The sequence below is a fragment of the Blastococcus sp. SYSU D00868 genome (assembly GCF_054050575.1).
Genome location: NZ_JBJGZO010000023.1, coordinates 1 through 17,142, shown reverse-complemented (window position 1 = coordinate 17,142; position 17,142 = coordinate 1). Strand labels below are relative to the sequence as shown.

Here is a 17,142-nt window from a genome sequence, read left to right as displayed (position 1 = left end):
CGTCCCGCGGCCGGTCAGCCGGCCAGCGGGAGGGACCTCCGGCCCGGCGACGGCACCGCGTCGGTGAGGGCGCCGATCAGGATCTCGCAGGCGGTGGCGACGACCTCCGAGGTCACGTTCAGCGGCGGCAGCATGCGCACGACGCAGTCGTCGCGCCCGCCGCACTCCAGCACCAGCCCCCGGCGCAGCGCGCGGCCCTGCACGGCGCGGGCGAGCTCGCCGGCCGGGCGGCCGGTGACCGGGTCGGCCAGCTCGACGCCCCACATCAGCCCGATGCCGCGGACGTCGCGGACCCAGGGCAGGTCCCGCAGCGGGGCCAGCAGCCCGGCGATCTGCTCGCCGCGGGCGCGCACGTTGCCCAGCACGTCGTCCCTCCGGACGATGCGCACCGCCTCGGCGCCGGCGGCGAAGGCCAGCTGGTTGCCGCGGAACGTGCCGGTGTGCGCGCCGGGGGCCCAGGTGTCCAGCCGCTGGTCGTAGAGGATCACCGCGACCGGCTGGCCGATGCCGCTGAGCGCCTTGGACGCCACGATCACGTCCGGCTCGATGTCGTACTGCTCGAAGGCGAACCACGTGCCGGTGCGGCCGCAGCCGGTCTGCACCTCGTCGACGACCAGCGGCACGTCGAGCTCGCGGGTCAGCGCCCGCACCCGCCGGACGAACTCCCGGGTGGCCGGCACGACGCCGCCCTCGCCCTGCACCAGCTCGAGGATGACGGCGGCCGGGCGGGCCACCCCGCCGTTGCTGTCGGTCAGGGTGCGCTCCAGGTAGGCCGCGCAGTTGGTGGTGCACTGGTCGGGCCGCAGGTCCAGGGCGCAGCGGCCGCAGTAGGAGAACGGGAAGAAGTGCACGCCCGGCACGCCGTTGGGCACCGGGCTCTTCTGCTCGACCAGGCCGGTCACCGCCATCGCCGCGTGGCTGCTGCCGTGGAACCCGCCCGAGAAGGAGACGACGTCGCCGCGCCCGGTCGCGGTCTTGCACAGCTTCAGCGCCGCGTCGACCGCGTTGGCTCCGGTCGGGCCGCAGAAGTGGATCCGCATCCGGTCGCGCATCCCCGCCGGCAGCATCGACAGCTGGGCCTGCACGAACGCGTCCTTGGCCGGGGTGGGGAAGTCCAGACCGTGGGTGTGCCGGGCCAGCTGCGCGGCCGCCACCCGCACCAGCTCGGGGTGGTTGTGGCCCAGGGAGAGCACGCCGGCGCCGGCGAGGAAGTCGATGAACACGTTGCCGTCCACGTCGCGCACGAAGCAGCCCGCGGCCTCGTCGATCGCCACCGGCAGGTGCCGCGGGTAGGTGCGGGCGTTGGACTCCCAGCGCTGCTGGTGGGCCAGCAGCTCGCGGGAGCGGGGGCCGGGCAGGTCACCGACCACGCGGGGCCGGGCGTGCGCGAGGTCGCCGGGCCCGGCCGCCACCGGCGGCGGGGGCAGCAGCACCTGGGTCCCGGGGGTGGGGCCCGGGTCCGGCCGGGCCGTGCCGTTCGGCGCGCTGGGATCGAGGTCGGCGCGGGGGTCGGTCGTCGCGGTCATGAGCGTGGTCCCGTCTGCTCGGGGCGTCGGCAGGGGGGAGGACGTCGGTGCGGCGCGCGGGCCGGTGCCGGCTCGCCCGCCGGCGGGGCACCGGGGCCCTCGGGCCGGGCACGCACCGCTCCTCCCATGTCCTTGTCACGGACGCCGGTCGCAGCCGGTTCACAGCCGGTTCACAGGCATCCGAAACAATTCCGAAACCCCACGGGTCGTGACACTCCGCGTCCGGACCGCTGCGGACAGGCGGCCCGGGCCGAGCGGGGTCCTCTCGATGAGTCACCTCGTCGATACGGTGAGGTGACGACACGGCGAGATGTCGACACACGGGCCGGAGGTCCCGGGAGCGTCGGTGGGCGGGCCTAGCGTCGCCGCCGATGTCCGAGCCCACCGCACCCCCCGTCCCGGCCGGCCCGTCGAACGAGACCGGCCCCATCCCGCCGTACTTCGGTCCTCTGGGCCGAGCGGACCGGACGCCGCAGCCGCGGCCCGCCGAGGGCGCGCTGCCCGAGGACGGCCCGCCGGCGCACGGCGCCACCGCGGTCGGCGCGGAGCCGACGACCGCCGAGGCGCCCACGGTCGTGGAGCCGGCCGTCGCGGGGGCGTCGGCCGAGCCGGTGCCGGGACAGCCGGTCCCGGCCGTCCCCGGTCCGGCGGGCGGGCCCGTGGCCGCGTGGGCGCTGACCGGTGACGCCGGCGCGAACGGCCCCGACGCCGCGCCGCCGGCCCCGCCCGGCACCTTCCCGACGACGCCGGTCACCAGCCGGCCCACCGTCCGCGCCCGCCGGCGTGCCCCGCTGACCCGGATGGGCCCGTGGGCGCCGGCCGCCGGGGCACTGCTGGGGCTGGCCGCCGGGCTCGTCGCCGTCGCGTTCCTGGCCGACCGCGCCGACGCCTTCGGTGAGGGGCTGGCGCTGGTCTTCCTGGTGATCGGCCTGACCATGCTCGGCGCGGCCGGGGCGCTGCTGGCCGACGAGGTGCGCCTGGTGCGCCGCGGAGCCCGGGAGGCAGCCGTCCGCCCGGCCTGGGTGGAGGCGACCGCCGGGCTGCTCAACGGCCTCACCCCGGCGCGGCTGCTGCTGGGCGCCGCCGCGTTCGTGCTCTTCCTGGCCGCGTACGTGGGGCGCTGAGCCCCCCGGGGGCGTCAGTCCTGCAGCGCGGCGGGGTCCAGGCGGCCGGCGACGACGTCGGCCGCGACGTCGTCGACCACCCGGTCCGTGGCGAACGCGTGCGCCCGCAGCACCGTGAGCGCGGCGACGACGTCCGTGCCGAGCACGACCGACACGATCCCCGTGGCCTGCCAGACGGCGACGCGGCGGCGGGCGTCGGGGGCGTCCCACCAGCGCGGGGCGCTGTCGCTGGTGTCGCTGGCCCGGACCAGCTCCTCGGTGAGGCAGAGCAGGACCGTCTCGACGTCGTCGCGCGGCACCCGGGTCAGCTGCTCCCGCTCGGTCGTGTAGAGGTCGAGCACGACGGTCGGGCCCATCGGCGGGGCCAGCGGCAGCGACAGGACGGCGGCGAACGGCGTCTCGCCGATCAGCGCGGCGTGCAGCGCCGGCCAGTTGCGGGCGATGTCGTCGAGGTCGAAGGCGATGCCCTGGCCGGTGTCGTGCGCCCGGAGGCAGGGCCCGTCGCCGTGGGTGAACTGCAGCCGCTCGGCCAGCGCGGCCGACGGGTCGCTGGCGCCCACCGGCGTCCGCAGGCCCGCGCCCTCGTGGATGCTCAGCCCGGCGCCGTCCACGGGCAGCGCCTGCGCCGCGGCGCGGGCCAGCCGGGTGGGCAGCATGTCCGGCCCGGCGAGGTCGTCGGGCACCGGCTCCTGCAGCGCCTCGAGGAAGCGGGACCCGGGGTCCTCGGTGCTGGTCATGCCGTCCCCTCCGTCGCACCCGGCGCCGCTTCCGCTCGGCGCGCCGCAGGACAGCCTGCTGCCTCGCGGCGGTGGCCACCACTCAGCCGAAGGCCTCGACCGCCAGGTAGACCGCCAGGCCGATCCCGGCGACGGCGATGACCCGGCGCAGCGCGGCCGGCGGGCTGCGCCGCACCACCCGCGGGCCGATCAGCCCGCCGCCGAGGAGCCCGATGGCGAGCGGGAGCGCGGCCGACCAGGCGACGTCGGTGAGGACGACGTAGGCCAGCGCCGCCACCCCGTTGGCGACCGCCAGGACGGCGTTCTTCATCGCGTTGCTGCGCGGCAGGCCCTCCCCGGTCGAGAGCAGGAGCGTGGCCAGCATGAGCACGCCGGCCGCCGCGCCGAAGTAGCCGCCGTAGACGCCGATCCCGGCGATCGCGGCGGGCAGCCAGCGCGGGTCACCGGGGTGCCCGGCGTGCGCGGCGACGCCCTCGGCGGCCAGCTCACGGGGCGGGCGCTGCACGAGGATGGCCACCGACGCCGCGGCGATCAGGAACGGCACGATCCGCTCGAACGACTCGGCGGGCGTCACCAGCAGCAGCGCCGCCCCCACGGCCCCGCCCAGGACGGCGGCGGCCAGCAGCGGGACCAGCCGGCGGCCCTGGCCGCGCAGCTCCGGCCGGGAGGCGCTGACCGACCCGACGCCGGTCATCACCAGCGCCACGGTGTTGGTCACGTTGGCGGTCACCGGCGGGATGCCGGTGGCCAGCAGCGCCGGGTAGCTGATCAGCGAGGCGAGCCCGGCGATGCTGCCGGTGAGCCCCGCGCCGACGCCGGCCAGGACGAGGAAGGCGAACTCCCCGGCGCTCATCGGGTCACCAGCACCACGATGGCGACGCAGCCCAACACGACGATCGCCGTCCGCAGCACGACCGGCGGCAGCAGCCGGCCGAACCGCCCGCCGAGGTAGCCACCGACCGTCGAGCCCGCGGCGACCAGGGCGGCCCCGGTCCAGTCGACCCGGTCGGTGGCGACGACGACGTAGGCCAGCGCCGCGACCGCGTTGACCGCGGAGGTCAGCACGTTCTTCAGCGCGTTCAGCCGCTGCAGGGGCTCGGGCAGCAGCAGGCCGAAGACGCCGATCTGCAGGATGCCCTGGCTGGCCGAGAAGTAGCCGCCGTAGGTGCCGGTGGCGTAGGCGCCGGCCAGCAGCCCGGCCCGCCGCCCCGGCCCGAGCCGCACCGGGCCTTCCTGCCCGGCCGCGGCGCGGCGCCGGGCCAGCGCCCGCTGCAGCGCCGGCTGCACGGCCACGAGGACGACGGCGAGGCCGACCAGGACCGGCACGATCGCCTCGAACGCCGCCGCCGGCAGGTGCAGCAGCAGGAAGGCGCCGGTGACCGCCCCCAGCACCGAGCCGGGCAGCAGCAGGAGCACCAGCCGGCGCTGCCCGGTCAGCTCCCGGCGGTAGCCGATGGCGCCGGCGACGTTGCCCGGGACCAGGCCCAGGCTGTTGGTGATGCTGGCGGTGACCGGCGGCAGCCCCGCGGCGAGCAGCGCCGGGAAGGTCACCAGCGTGCCCGAGCCGACGACGGCGTTGATGCCGCCGGCCGCGAGCCCGGCCGCGGCCACCGCGACCATCTCCCACGGCGTCACCGCGCCACGGTGTCACAGCGCCCCAGGTGATCGAGCACACCCCGGTCGACCGGGACCGGCCACCCTTCAGGGGCCCGCGCCGAGCTGGCGAGGCGTGGGGGGAAGGGTGGTCCTTCTTCAGTCGCGGCGGCCGGCGTCCACGACCCGCAGGACCAGCGCGCCCTCCTCGTCCGAGGCGGCCAGGTCGACCTCGGCGTCGATGCCCCAGTCGTGGTCGCCGGCCGGGTCGTCGAGGATCTGCCGCACCCGCCAGACGCCCGGCGTCCCCTTGTCCCAGATGAGCAGCGCCGGGCCGCGCGCGTCGGCGCCGGTGCCGACCTCCGCGTGCTCGGCGAAGTACGCCTGCACCACCTCGCCCCACCGGTCGGCGTCCCAGCCGGAGCCGCCGTCGAGCTCGCCGAGGTCGTACCAGCGGCGCCGGGCCCACAGCTGCACGCGGTGGAACAGGGCGTTGCGGACCATCGCGGTGAACGCCCGCTCGTTCCCGGTGAGCGGCCGCGGCCGGGCGGGGACGGCGACCGGCTGGTCCAGCGGCTGGTCGGGATCGGTGAGCGCCTCCCACTCGTCCAGCAGCGAGGAGTCGACCTGGCGCACCAGCTCGCCGAGCCACTCGGCGAGGTCGGTGACCTCCTCGGTGCGGGCGGCCGCGGGGACGCCGGAGCGCAGCGCCTTGAACGCGTCGGAGAGGTAGCGCAGCACGGCGCCCTCGGAGCGGGTCAGCCCGTAGGCGTTGACCAGCTCCCGGAAGGTCATCGCCCGCTCCCACATGTCGCGGACCACCGACTTCGGCGACGGGTGCGCGTCGCGTGCCCACGGGTTGCTGCGGGTGTAGACCTCGAACGCGTGCTCCAGCAGCTCCGCCAGCGGCTTCGGGTAGCTGATCTCCTCGAGGAGCTCCATCCGCTCCTCGTACTCGATGCCCTCGGCCTTCATCTGCGCGACGGCCTCGCCCCGGGCCTTGTTCAGCTGCGCGGCCAGGACCTGGCGGGGGTCGTCGAGGGTCGCCTCGATGATGCTGACGACGTCGAGGGCGTACGTGTCGCCGTCGGGGTCGAGCAGCTCGATCGCCGCGAGCGCGAAGGTGGACAGCGGCTGGTTGAGCGCGAAGTCCTCGGGCAGGTCGACGGTGAGGTCGTAGCGGCGCCCGTCGGGCTCGGGCTCGGGCAGCCGCTCCAGCACCCCGGCCTGCAGCAGGGAGCGGGCGATCCCGACCGCCTCGCGGATCAGCCGGAGCTGCCGCTTGCGCGGCTCGTGGTTGTCGGTCAGGAGCCGGCGCATGGCGGCGAACGGGTCGCCGGGCCGGTCGACCACGTCGAGCACCATCGCCGTCGTCACGCGCATGTGGCTCGTCAGCGGCTCGGGGTCGGCGGCGACCAGCCGGTCCATCGTGGCGTGCGACCACGGCACCATGCCCTCGGGCGCCTTCTTGCGCACCAGCTTGCGGCGCTTCTTCGGGTCGTCGGACACCTTGGCGAACTGCTTGAGGTTCTCCACCTCGTGCTCGGGCGCCTGCACGACGACCGTGCCGGCGGTGTCGTACCCGGCGCGGCCGGCGCGGCCGGCGATCTGGTGGAACTCGCGGGCGTTGAGCAGCCGCATCCGGGTGCCGTCGTACTTGCTCAGCGCGGAGAACACGACGGTGCGGATGGGCACGTTGATGCCGACGCCGAGGGTGTCGGTGCCGCAGATGACCTTGAGCAGCCCGGCCTGGGCCAGCTGCTCCACCAGCCGCCGGTACTTGGGCAGCATCCCGGCGTGGTGCACGCCGATGCCGTGGCGGACCAGCCGCGACAGCGTCGTCCCGAAGGCGGAGGTGAAGCGGAAGCCGCCGATCATGTCGGCGATCGCGGCCTTCTCCTCCCGGGTGGAGACGTTGACGCTCATCAGCGCCTGCGCCCGCTCCAGCGCCGAGGCCTGGGTGAAGTGGACGACGTAGACCGGCGCCTGCCGGGTGTCCAGCAGCTCCTGGATCGTCTCGTGCATCGGCGTGGTCGCGTAGTAGTGGTGCAGCGGCACCGGCCGCTGGGCGCTGGCCACCAGCGCGGTGGGCCGGCCGGTGCGGCGGGAGAGGTCCTCGCGCAGGTCGGTGGTGTCGCCGAGGGTGGCGCTCATCAGCAGGAACTGCGCCCGCGGCAGCTCCAGCAGCGGCACCTGCCAGGCCCAGCCGCGGTCGGGGTCGCCGTAGAAGTGGAACTCGTCCATGACCACCAGGCCGACGTCGGCGTCGGCGCCCTCGCGCAGCGCGATGTTGGCCAGGATCTCGGCGGTGCAGGCGATGATCGGCGCGTCCCGGTTCACCGCGGCGTCGCCGGTGAGCATGCCGACGTTGGCCGCGCCGAACACGCCGCACAGGGCGAAGAACTTCTCGCTGACCAGCGCCTTGATCGGGGCGGTGTAGTAGCTGCGGCGGCCGGCGGCCAGGGCGGCGTACTGCGCCCCGGTGGCCACCAGCGACTTGCCCGAGCCGGTCGGCGTCGCGAGGACGACGTTGGCGCCGCTGAGCAGCTCGATCAGCGCCTCCTCCTGCGCCGGGTAGAGCGTCGTCCCGCCGGCCTCGGCCCAGGCCGCGAAGGCGGTGAACAGCTCGTCCGGGTCGGCGCCGCGGGCCCGCAGCGACGTGAGGTCGGCCGGGTCGTCGAGCAGGGGAGGGGCGGTGGGAGCGGTCATCGTGCCCCCCAGCGTGCCCGACGGCCCTCGGCCCGCCGCGCAGGCGCCCGCTCCGTCACGACTCGGTAACGGAACCTCCCCCGGGGTGTGCGGTGAACCGATTAGGGTCAGAAGGTGAACAACAGGTGAACGAGAGGTGGCGCGGCGATGCGCGTTGAGGAACGACCGTTGGTCAGGTGGGTGCCCGTCGTCGACAAGGCGGGGCACCGGCACATGGAGATGCGCTGGGAGCTGCCCACCGCGGTCCGGCCGCAGGCGGTGCGCGCGGCCTGACCGCGGCACGCACACGGGAACCGGCCGGGCACGAGCCCGGCCGGTTCCGTGCTGTCCGGGCCGGGTAGGCGGGGCGAGGCAGCGGGGGAGAAGCGCCCCGCGTCGCGAGCCGCAGGAGGAACCCGTGTCGTCACCCCGCCCCGAGTCACAGCCCGAGCAGCAGCAGACCCCGCCCGGGACGCTGGGCGAGATGGACCCGAAGCCCGACCACGGCGAGGAGAGCTACACCGGCTCCGGGAGGCTGACGGGCAAGGCCGCCGTCATCACCGGCGGGGACAGCGGCATCGGCCGCGCCGTGGCCATCGCCTTCGCCCGCGAGGGCGCCGACGTCCTCATCTCCTACCTCTCCGAGCACGAGGACGCGCAGGACACCGCCCGCCTCGTGGAGGAGGCGGGCCGGAAGTGCGTGCTGGTGTCCGGGGACCTGTCCGACCGGGCGCACGCGAAGACGATCATCCCGAAGGCGGTCGAGGCCTTCGGCAAGGTCGACGTCCTGGTGAACAACGCGGCGTTCCAGATGACGCACGAGACGCTGGAGGAGGTCCCGGACGAGGAGTGGGACCACACCCTGGCCACCAACCTCACCGCGATGTTCGTGCTGTGCAAGGACGTCATCCCGCACATGCCGGCCGGCGGGTCGATCATCAACTCGTCATCGGTGAACTCCGACATGCCCAGCCCGCAGCTGGCGCCCTACGCCATGACGAAGGCGGGGATCGCCAACTTCACGGCGAGCCTGGCGCAGATGTACGCGGACAAGGGCATCCGGGCCAACAGCGTGGCGCCCGGGCCGGTGTGGACGCCGCTGATCCCCTCCACCATGCCGCCGGAGAAGGTGGAGAGCTTCGGCCAGCAGGTGCCGATGGGCCGCGCCGGGCAGCCGGCCGAGCTCGCGCCCGTCTACGTGCTGCTGGCCAGTGACGAGGCGTCCTACGTCTCGGGCGCCCGCGTCGCGGTGACCGGCGGCAACCCGATCCTCTGACCCCCGCGACGATCAGCTCCCCTGATCATCGGGCGTCCTCCCTCACGTCCCACCGTGAGGGAGGACGCCGCACGATCAGGGGAGCTGATCATGGCCGAGCGTCGCGGCGATCGACCGGATCCCCGCCGGGCCGACGCGGCAGCAGCCGCCGACCAGGCGGGCGCCCGCGGCCAGCCAGCCGGGGACGTCGGCGGCGTCCAGGCCGCCCGCCCCTGTCCAGCGGCGGGCCGCGGCGTCCCAGCCCTCGCCGCTGTTGGGATAGGCGACCAGCGGCTTCCCGCTGACGGCGGCCGCGGCCAGGGACGGGCCGACGGCGGACGGCGCGGTGCAGTTCACGCCGACCGCGACGACCTCCGCCACGCCCGCGGCGAGCGCGAACACGTCCCCGGCCGGCTCGCCGCGGCGGGTGCGCGGCGCCCCGTCGGCGTCCAGCACCGTCGTCAGGGACAGCCACACCGGGACGCCGAGCGACCGCGCCTCCTCCAGCAGCGCCTCCGCCTCCGCGGCCGCCGGCACCGTCTCGCAGGCCAGGACGTCGGCGCCGGCCGCGGCGAGCGCCTCCATCCGCGGGCGGTGGAAGGCGCGCAGCCGGCGGACGCCGACCTCCCCGGCGTAGGCCCCGGTGTACTCCGACCCGTCGGCGAGCGCCGCGCCGTACGGGCCGACCGATCCGGCGACCCAGGCCCCGGGGGCGCCGGCCCGCGCGAGGCCGACCGACCGGACGATCAGGTCGAGGGCGCGCCGCCCGTCCACGCCGGCGGTCGCGAAGCCCTCGACGCTCGCCTGGTAGCTCGCCGTGGTCGCCACCTGGGCGCCGGCCGCGGCGAACGCGGCGTGCGCCGCCACGATCGCGCCCGGGTCGTCGAGCAGCAGCCGCGCCGACCACAGCGCCGAGGAGACGTCGTGTCCGCGGGCCTCGAGCTCGGTCGACAGCCCGCCGTCGAGCACCAGCGGCCCGGCGGCCAGCGCGGCGGCGAGGGTCTGCGCGGGCACGCCGTCCATCCTCCCGCGCTGCGCCGGCCGCTGACCGCCCCGAGGATCGGGCCATGGTCTTCATCTGGAGCAGCGGCCCCCGGCGCCGGCGGCGCGGCTACGGCCCCCCGCCCGGCTACGGCGGCTACGGCCCGGGCTACGGGCGGGGCTACGGGCGGGGCTACGGGCGCGGGTACGGGCGGGGGTACGGCCCGCCGCCGGGCCACGGGTACCGCCGCGGCGGCAACGACTCGTGCCTGCGGGACCTGCTGTTCCTGAACACCGGCTGCTGCCTGGCCAACGCGATCGGCTGCGGCGTCGACCTGCTCGCCGTCGCCCCCACGACGGCGCGGCACGTGCACCGGGCCGGCACCGGCCCGCGCGGCGGCCGGCCGGCCGAGAGGCTGGTCGCCGCCGTCCGCGTGTACCAGCGCGAGGTCAGCCCGCGGCGCCCGCCGTGCTGCCGGTTCAGCCCGACCTGCTCGGCGTACGCCGTGGAGGCGCTGGAGACCCACGGGGCGGCCCGGGGGGCGTGGCTGACCGTGCGCCGGCTGGCCCGCTGCCGGCCCGGGGCCCGCGGCGGGGCCGACCCGGTGCCGGCCGCCGCCTGAGAACCCGGTTGCCGACGGCCGCAGACTGTCCGGGTGCCCGCCTCCTCCGACGACGCCGCCGCCGACCTCCCGGTCACCGGCTCCCTCGTCGTCCCCGCGGCCGAGCTGCGGTGGCGCTTCTCACGGTCGTCGGGGCCCGGCGGGCAGGGCGTGAACACGGCCGACTCGCGGGTCGAGCTCTCGGTCGCCCCGCTGGAGCTGCCCGGGCTGAGCGAGCCGCAGCGGGCCCGGCTGGCCGAGCGGCTCCGCGGGCGGCTGGTCGACGGCGTGCTCACCGTCGCGGCCTCCGAGCACCGCCAGCAGCTGCGCAACCGGCAGGCCGCCCGCGAGCGGATGGCCGCCGTCCTGCGGGCCGCGCTCGCCCCGCCACCGCCGGTCCGCCGCCGCACCAAGCCCACCCGCGGTTCGCAGGAGCGGCGGATCCAGGCCAAGAAGCAGCGCGGGGAGCTCAAGCGGCGGCGCCGCTCCTGGGAGTGAGCTGCGCGGCTCCGGCGGGTCAGGCGCCGGGAGCGTAGTCGGTGACGACGTAGCAGGACTCGTCGTCGATGCCCTGCTCCACGGGGTCGACGGCCACGGACGTCGGGTGCCCGTCGGCCGGGTCCGTCCTGACGGCGACCTCGCCCGCCCGGGGGTCGCCGTCGGCAGCCCGGGCCTCGTCCAGCAGGTCCCCGAGGGTCGGCAGCTGCCGCAGGTCGTCGGGCCCCAGGACGACGGTCGCGCCGGTGAGCCGGTCGTCGTGGTCGGCCGCCACCACCTCACCGCCCCGCACGGTCACCCGGTACACCCCGAGGACGTTGCGCTCGCCGCACGACGACTCGAGCGTGAACCGATAGTCGGCGGGCTCCTCCCACGCGGTCCAGGACGGCGCCGACGACGCCGCGGCGGAGGTGGTGCCGGCGGGACCCGCCGACCCGCCGGCGGCCGCGCAGCCGGACGCCACGACGGCCAGCAGGAGCGCCGCACCGGTCCCGGGCCTGCCCATGGCGCCTCCCGTCCGGCCGTCGCGGTCACGGCGGGAACGCCCGGCGACCGGGTCCGGTTCCGACGCGGGCGGTAGCAGCCGTCGGCAGCGGGGTCGGCGGGTTGTCGCCGTCCGGCGACGGGAGGACGCTCAGGGGATGGACGGGTCCGAGGAGCGGGCCGCCAGGGGCGCGCCCGAGGAACAGGGAGCCGGCCGCCCACCTGCCCTGCAGCCCTCCGAGCGGCTCCGGCGGGACGTGCACCGGCTCCAGGAGCGGCTGAGCCAGGGGGCCGCGGCGGTGGCCGCGACCGAGCAGAGCATCGCGAGCACGCACCTCACCCTCGCCGAGCGGGCCCTCGAGCGGGGGCGGCTCGAGGAGGCGCGCCAGTTGCTGAGCGAGGCGGCGCTGGCGCTGCGGGGCGTCGAGCACGAGCGCGGCCGGGCGGACCGGTGGCCGGTGCCCCCGTCCGGGGACCCGGCCGCCGGACACCGGCGGGACGCGGCCGACCGGGTGCACGAGGACGCGGCGCGCCGGCGCGACTCGGCGGCCCGGCGGAGGGACGGGGCGGCGCTGCTCCGTGAGCAGGCGGCACGGCAGCGCGACGACATGGCCGCCGAGCGCGACCGCCGCGCCGCGGATCGGGTCGCGGCCGCCGAGCGGCGGGAGGCGGACGCCGAGGTGCGCCGCAGCGACCAGGTTCGTCAGGGCCGGCGCGCGACCGTGCCCGGTGGCGGAGCGCCGCCCGAGGGGCACGAGGAGCAACGGGCCATCGACGACGAGGTCGCGGGCAGCTACCGGGCACTCGCCCAGGACGACCGGGACCGGGCCACCGCCGACCGGGCCGCCGACGCCGCCGACCGGCGGGCCGCGGAGGAGGACCGGCTCGCCGCGGCCCGCGACCGCGAGGACGCCCGCGTCGACCGCGAGCGGGCCGCCCGCGACCGCACCGCGGCCGGGGCGGACCGCGGCGGCACCGTCCACCGGGAGCCCCGGCGGCGCTGACGGGTGGGGAGCGAGCCCGTTCCCGCCGGTCAGCGCAGCGTGAGCACCTCGACGCCGTCGCCGGTGATCGCGATGGTGTGCTCGCTGTGCGCCGTCCGGCAGCCCGTCGCGCTGCGCAGGGTCCAGCCGTCGGCGTCCGTCACGAGCTCGGCGGTGTCGGCCATCACCCACGGCTCGAGCGCCAGCAGGAGGCCGGGGCGCAGCCGGTGGCCGCGGCCGGGGCGGCCGCTGTTGGGCACGTGCGGGTCCTGGTGCATCGTCGAGCCCACGCCGTGGCCGCCGAACTCGGTGTTCACCCGGTATCCCGCCTCGCCGAGGACCGCGCCGATGGCGTGCGAGACGTCCCCGAGCCGCGCCCCCGGTCCGGCCGCGGCGATCCCCGCGGCGAGGGCCCGCTCGGTGGCCTCGATCAGCGCGAGGCTCTCCGCGGGGCGGGCCTCGCCGACGACGAAGCTGACGGCGGAGTCGGCGACGATGCCGCCCAGCGAGACGGCCAGGTCCAGGGAGAGCAGGTCGCCGTCGGCCAGCGCGCGGTCGTGCGGCAGCCCGTGCAGCACCGCGTCGTTCACCGACGTGCAGATGTGGTGGCCGAACGGCCCGCGGCCGAAGGACGGCGCGTAGTCGACGTAGCAGGACTGCGCGCCGGCCTGGACGATCATCTCCCGCGCCCAGCGGTCGACGTCGAGCAGGTTGGTGCCCACCTCGCAGCGGCTCTCCAGCGTCCGCAGGATCTCGGCGACCAGGGCGCCGGCCTCCCGGGCCCGGGGCAGCTCCGCGGCCGTGAAGAGCTCGATCATCCGGCACCTCCCGTACGTGGGATTCCTATCCCGGTAAGGGTATCCCGGTATTAGAATCGGCGTCATGGTCCGAGTGCCGCTCACGCCCGCCGAGGTCGAGCGGGGGCAGCGCCTGGGCGCCCTGCTGCGCCGGGCCCGCGGGGAGCGCTCCATGCTCGGCACCGCGCTGGCGGCGGGGCTCTCGCCGGAGACGCTGCGCAAGATCGAGTCCGGGCGGGTCGCCACGCCCGCGTTCACCACGGTCGCCGCGGTCGCCCACGTGCTGGGCCTGTCGCTGGACGCGCTGTGGGCCGAGGTGAACCGGTCCGACGGCGGGGCGCACCTGGACGCGACGGCGTCCTAGAGGTCGCCCAGCCGGCGGCGGACGGCGAAGTGCGTCGTCGCCGTCGTGCCGGCGTCCACCGGGAGCAGGACGCCGGTGATCCACCGCGACTCGTCGCAGGCGAGGAACAGCGCGGCCCAGGCGGCGTCCCAGGCGTCGCCCTCGGTGGCGAGCAGCCCCGACTCGAGCCGGACCCGCCGCGTGCGCGCCGACCCCTGGAAGCCCATCGGCGTGTGCAGGTGGCCGGGCACGATGCAGTTGACCCGGACCCCGTCGGGGCCGTGCGAGTACGCCATGTCGGCGGTCAGCGCCTGCACGCCGCCCTTGGCCGCGGCGTACGCCGCGGTGCCCAGCCCGCGGGTGCCGGCGATCGAGGACACGTGCACGATCGACCCGCCGCCGCCCCGGACCATGTGCGGGATCGCCGCCCGGCTCATCCGCATGACGCCGCCGAGGTTGACCCGCAGCAGGCGCTCCCACTCCTCCTCGTCGATGTCGACGACCGTGCCGCCGCCCGACAGCGCCGCGTTGTTCACCAGCACGTCCAACCGCCCGTACCGGTCGGCCATGTCGTCGGCCGCGCGGGCGCAGGAGGCGGTGTCGGTCACGTCGGCCTCGGCGACGACGGCGTCCCCGCCGAGCGCGGCGATCCGCTCCCGGGTGCACTCCGCCCGCTCCCGGGAGACGTCGACGACCGCGACCCGCGCGCCCTGCGCGGCGAACAAGATCGCCGTCGCGGCGCCGACGCCCAGGAACTCGCCCTCCGAGCCGCCCCCGGTCACGACCGCGACGCGGCCGGCCAGCCGGCTCCCGCGGGCGGCGTCGGGCAGGGCGTACCGGGCGTCCTCGTCGATGGCCACGGGCGCGGACGCTAACCACCCGCCGGGCGCGGGGGCGCCCGCCGGGCGCCGGTGCCGGCCCGGCGGCCCGCGGGCGGGTCCGCCATGAGCTCAGCCGCTGGAGCCGGGCGCGGTGGAGGTGACGTCGAGGGGGCTGCTCATGCCCCTCCCGACCGCGGCGGCGCGGCGGACTCGTCGCGGCGGCGGCGCAGGAACGTGCGCTCCGCGGCGTTGGCGGCCAGTGCGAGCGCCTCGTCGTAGGCGGCGACCGCGTCGGCGGGCCGGCCCAGCCGGCGCAGCAGGTCGGCGCGGACGGCGGGCAGCAGGTGCGACCGCGGCAGGTCGACGCCCTCGAGCGCGGCCAGCCCCGCGGCGGGGCCGTCGACCTCGGCCACCGCGACGGCGCGGTTGAGCGCGACCACCGGGGAGGGCGTCAGCGCCATCAGGTGGTCGTAGAGGGCGACGACCTGCCGCCAGTCGGTGGCCCCGGCGGTCGGGGCGTCGGCGTGCACCGCCTGGATCGCCGCCTGCACCTGGTAGGGGCCCGGGGCGTTGCGGCGCAGGCAGCGGCGGACCAGGTCCTGCCCCTCGGCGACGAGCGCGGCGTCCCAGCGGGTGCGGTCCTGCTCGGCCAGCGGGACGAGGTCGCCGGCGGGGGAGACCCGGGCCGGCCGGCGGGCCTCGGTGAGCAGCATCAGCGCGAGCAGGCCCAGCGCCTCCGGCTCGTCGGGCATGAGCTCGACCAGGGCGCGGCCCAGCCGGATCGCCTCGGCGCACAGGTCGGTGCGCACCAGCGCGTCGCCGGAGCTGGCGGTGTGCCCCTCGGTGAAGACGAGGTAGACCACGGCGAGCACGCCGGCGAGCCGGTCGGGCAGGTCGGCCTGGCGGGGCACCCGGTAGGGGATCCGCGCGTCCCGGATCTTGGCCTTGGCGCGCACCAGCCGCTGCGCCATGGTCGCCTCGGGCACGAGGAAGGCGTGTGCGATCTCGGGGGTGGTCAGCCCGCCGACCAGCCGCAGGGTCAGGGCGACCCGGGCGGCCGGCGCCAGCGCCGGGTGGCAGCAGGTGAACAGCATGCGGAGCCGGTCGTCGCGCACGGCCCCCTCCTCGGGGAGCGGTCCGGGGTCGGCCAGCAGCGCCGCCTGCGCGTGGCGGGCGTCGCGGGTGGCCTCCCGGCGGATCCGGTCGATGGCCCGGTTGCGGGCGGTGGTCACGATCCAGCCGGCCGGGCTCGGGGGCACGCCCTCGGCCGGCCAGCGCTGCAGGGCCGTCACGAAGGCGTCCTGGACCGCCTCCTCGGCGGCGTCGATGTCGCCGAGGAGGCGGGTCAGGACGGCGACCGCGCGGCCGTACGCCTCGCGGAAGACCGCCTCGACGCCGGTCACGTCAGGGGCGGCCGGCGCCGTCGTGGAACGGCCGCACCTCGATCGGCAGCGTGGTGGCGGCGACGAGGCGGCGGCCCCACTCCAGCGCGGCGTCGAGGTCGGGGACGTCGATCACGGAGAACCCCCCGACGTGCTCCTTGGCCTCGACGAAGGGGCCGTCGACGACCAGCACGTCGCCGTCCCGGGGGCGGAGCGTGGTCGCGGCCGCCGGCGGGTGCAGGCCGCCGCCGAACACCCAGCAGCCGGCGTCGACCATCGCTCGGTGCACCGCGTCCGTGTCGCGCATGATCGGCTCGAGGACCTCCGGCGGGGGCGGCGTCCCGTCGCCGGGCTGGACCACGGTGAGCAGGTAGTGCGGCATGGGGCCTCCTCCGGTGCGGCGGGCGGCTCCTCCGCCCGCTCACCTCCTGGACGAACGGGATCAGCCCGGATCGACACCCGGCGGCGACGGATCCGGCGGGCGCTCCAGCACCCACACCGGCAGCTCGTCGTCGACCGTGTGCAGGGCGGCGGTGACCTCGAACCCGGAGCCGCGCAGGAAGCGGACGCCGGCCCACGTGTACACGGCGGTGGCGGCCGGCACGCCGTCGGCGTCGCAGCGGGCCAGCGCCGGCGCGAGCACGGCGCGGCCCAGGCCCTGCCGGCGCGCCGACGGGCGCGTGCCCAGGTGGGCCAGCCACCAGTGCGGCCCGGCCGGGCGGGCGGCGTCCACGAGCTCGCGGGTGCGGGCGACCCGGTCGGCGTGCGGCCCGGACAGCACCGGCAGCTCCCGGGCCAGGGCCGCGGCGACGTCGGCCGGCACGGGGGTGGTGCCCGCCGCGCTGGGCGGGGCCTCCCAGGTGGCGACGGTGCCGACGTCCTCGGTCACCCAGGCGCTGCCGGTGGCGACGCCGCGGTGCCCGGCCGCCAATTCGTGCCAGCGGGTCAGCCGCTGCATCCGGCCGTCCTCGGGCAGCGCCCAGCGGGTCCAGCGGGAGTCGGCCAGGGCGACGGTGAGGGTGGCGGCGATCCGCGGGACGTCGCGCTGCTCGGCGCGGCGCACCGAGGGCACGCCCACGCGCACGACCGTCGGGACGTCGCTCACCCCGGCATCAGACCACGACGCCGGACCGCCCCGGGCGGGGCGGTCCGGCGTCGGGACGATCGGATCAGGCGCGCCGGGTGTCCGGGTCGGCGTCGAGCTCGATCTGCTCCTTGCGGACGGTGTCGCTGACCGTCTCGGTGTCGGTGACGGTCTGCTTGTCCAGGCGGACCCGCTCCACCGGCACGGCCTCCTTGGCGACCACGGGGCGCTCGGCGTGCAGCGTC

19 protein-coding genes are annotated in these 17,142 nt (G+C 76.9%); 6 read left to right on the top strand and 13 right to left on the bottom strand.

The genetic code is table 11. The annotated features are described in order from the left end of the window. Nucleotides 1-14 precede the first annotated feature (14 nt). Nucleotides 15-1,526, bottom strand: coding sequence for an aspartate aminotransferase family protein (locus ACI79F_RS17705; RefSeq protein WP_456547454.1), 1,512 nt, complete (start codon nt 1,524-1,526; stop codon nt 15-17). Between the two features lie 371 nt (nt 1,527-1,897). Here ACI79F_RS17705 and ACI79F_RS17700 point away from each other — a divergent pair, with 371 nt between their 5' ends. Further along, nucleotides 1,898-2,650, top strand: coding sequence for a hypothetical protein (locus ACI79F_RS17700; protein WP_456547453.1), 753 nt, complete (start codon nt 1,898-1,900; stop codon nt 2,648-2,650). Between the two features lie 14 nt (nt 2,651-2,664). Here the strand turns inward: ACI79F_RS17700 and ACI79F_RS17695 are convergent, their stop codons facing one another. The 4 genes from ACI79F_RS17695 to ACI79F_RS17680 all read right to left on the bottom strand — a co-directional run bounded on the left by ACI79F_RS17695 (nt 2,665) and on the right by ACI79F_RS17680 (nt 7,689). Beyond that, nucleotides 2,665-3,387, bottom strand: a complete 723-nt coding sequence (locus ACI79F_RS17695) for a hypothetical protein (protein WP_456547452.1) — start codon at nt 3,385-3,387, stop codon at nt 2,665-2,667. Nucleotides 3,388-3,469: 82 nt separating this feature from the next. Beyond that, nucleotides 3,470-4,240, bottom strand: coding sequence for a sulfite exporter TauE/SafE family protein (locus ACI79F_RS17690; RefSeq protein WP_456547451.1), 771 nt, complete (start codon nt 4,238-4,240; stop codon nt 3,470-3,472). After that, nucleotides 4,237-5,022, bottom strand: coding sequence for a sulfite exporter TauE/SafE family protein (locus tag ACI79F_RS17685; protein ID WP_456547450.1), 786 nt, complete (start codon nt 5,020-5,022; stop codon nt 4,237-4,239). Before ACI79F_RS17685 ends, ACI79F_RS17690 begins: the two co-directional genes overlap by 4 nt. A 117-nt stretch (nt 5,023-5,139) precedes the next feature. Next, nucleotides 5,140-7,689, bottom strand: coding sequence for a DEAD/DEAH box helicase (locus tag ACI79F_RS17680; protein WP_456547449.1), 2,550 nt, complete (start codon nt 7,687-7,689; stop codon nt 5,140-5,142). A gap of 397 nt (nt 7,690-8,086) precedes the next feature. Here ACI79F_RS17680 and ACI79F_RS17675 point away from each other — a divergent pair, with 397 nt between their 5' ends. Beyond that, nucleotides 8,087-8,944 carry an SDR family oxidoreductase gene (locus ACI79F_RS17675; RefSeq protein ID WP_456547448.1) on the top strand — a complete coding sequence of 286 codons (858 nt, stop codon included), beginning with the start codon at nt 8,087-8,089 and terminating at the stop codon, nt 8,942-8,944. Between the two features lie 75 nt (nt 8,945-9,019). Here ACI79F_RS17675 and mmuM read toward each other — a convergent pair whose 3' ends face one another. Further along, entirely contained in the window at nt 9,020-9,946 is a 927-nt protein-coding gene (gene mmuM / locus ACI79F_RS17670; protein ID WP_456547447.1) for a homocysteine S-methyltransferase, read from the bottom strand. Between the two features lie 44 nt (nt 9,947-9,990). Here mmuM and yidD point away from each other — a divergent pair, with 44 nt between their 5' ends. Further along, complete coding sequence (yidD, locus tag ACI79F_RS17665) at nt 9,991-10,527, top strand: membrane protein insertion efficiency factor YidD (RefSeq protein ID WP_456547446.1); 537 nt, start codon at nt 9,991-9,993, stop codon at nt 10,525-10,527. Nucleotides 10,528-10,560: 33 nt separating this feature from the next. Then, a complete protein-coding gene (arfB, locus tag ACI79F_RS17660; protein WP_456547445.1) occupies nt 10,561-11,004 on the top strand; it encodes an alternative ribosome rescue aminoacyl-tRNA hydrolase ArfB in 444 nt (147 codons plus the stop codon). Between the two features lie 19 nt (nt 11,005-11,023). Here arfB and ACI79F_RS17655 read toward each other — a convergent pair whose 3' ends face one another. Further along, nucleotides 11,024-11,509 (bottom strand): DUF6174 domain-containing protein, encoded by a 486-nt coding sequence (locus ACI79F_RS17655; protein WP_456547444.1) that lies wholly within the window; start codon nt 11,507-11,509, stop codon nt 11,024-11,026. A 136-nt stretch (nt 11,510-11,645) separates the two neighbouring features. Between ACI79F_RS17655 and ACI79F_RS17650 the strand changes: the two genes are divergently transcribed. Continuing rightward, the gene (locus ACI79F_RS17650; RefSeq protein WP_456578925.1) at nt 11,646-12,491 is read left to right on the top strand and encodes a hypothetical protein; all 846 of its coding nucleotides are present in this window, start codon (nt 11,646-11,648) and stop codon (nt 12,489-12,491) included. Between the two features lie 29 nt (nt 12,492-12,520). Here the strand turns inward: ACI79F_RS17650 and map are convergent, their stop codons facing one another. After that, entirely contained in the window at nt 12,521-13,288 is a 768-nt protein-coding gene (gene map / locus ACI79F_RS17645) for a type I methionyl aminopeptidase (RefSeq protein WP_456547442.1), read from the bottom strand. 64 nt (nt 13,289-13,352) lie between these two features. On the opposite strand from map, the gene ACI79F_RS17640 reads away from it, so the two are divergent. Further along, nucleotides 13,353-13,631 carry a helix-turn-helix domain-containing protein gene (locus ACI79F_RS17640; protein WP_456547441.1) on the top strand — a complete coding sequence of 93 codons (279 nt, stop codon included), beginning with the start codon at nt 13,353-13,355 and terminating at the stop codon, nt 13,629-13,631. Here the strand turns inward: ACI79F_RS17640 and ACI79F_RS17635 are convergent. From ACI79F_RS17635 to ACI79F_RS17615, 5 genes are all read right to left on the bottom strand, one after another. Then, nucleotides 13,628-14,470, bottom strand: a complete 843-nt coding sequence (locus ACI79F_RS17635; protein WP_456547440.1) for an SDR family NAD(P)-dependent oxidoreductase — start codon at nt 14,468-14,470, stop codon at nt 13,628-13,630. The two genes, ACI79F_RS17640 and ACI79F_RS17635, sit on opposite strands and share 4 nt — an antisense overlap. Nucleotides 14,471-14,607: 137 nt before the next feature. Then, entirely contained in the window at nt 14,608-15,834 is a 1,227-nt protein-coding gene (locus ACI79F_RS17630; RefSeq protein WP_456547439.1) for an RNA polymerase sigma factor, read from the bottom strand. Nucleotide 15,835: 1 nt separating this feature from the next. Further along, complete coding sequence (locus ACI79F_RS17625) at nt 15,836-16,195, bottom strand: YciI family protein (RefSeq protein WP_456547438.1); 360 nt, start codon at nt 16,193-16,195, stop codon at nt 15,836-15,838. Between the two features lie 60 nt (nt 16,196-16,255). Further along, complete coding sequence (locus ACI79F_RS17620; RefSeq protein WP_456547437.1) at nt 16,256-16,918, bottom strand: GNAT family N-acetyltransferase; 663 nt, start codon at nt 16,916-16,918, stop codon at nt 16,256-16,258. Nucleotides 16,919-16,982: 64 nt separating this feature from the next. Further along, on the bottom strand, nt 16,983-17,138 hold the full coding sequence (locus ACI79F_RS17615; protein ID WP_456547461.1) for a DUF2382 domain-containing protein: 156 nt from the start codon (nt 17,136-17,138) through the stop codon (nt 16,983-16,985). Nucleotides 17,139-17,142: the final 4 nt, after the last annotated feature.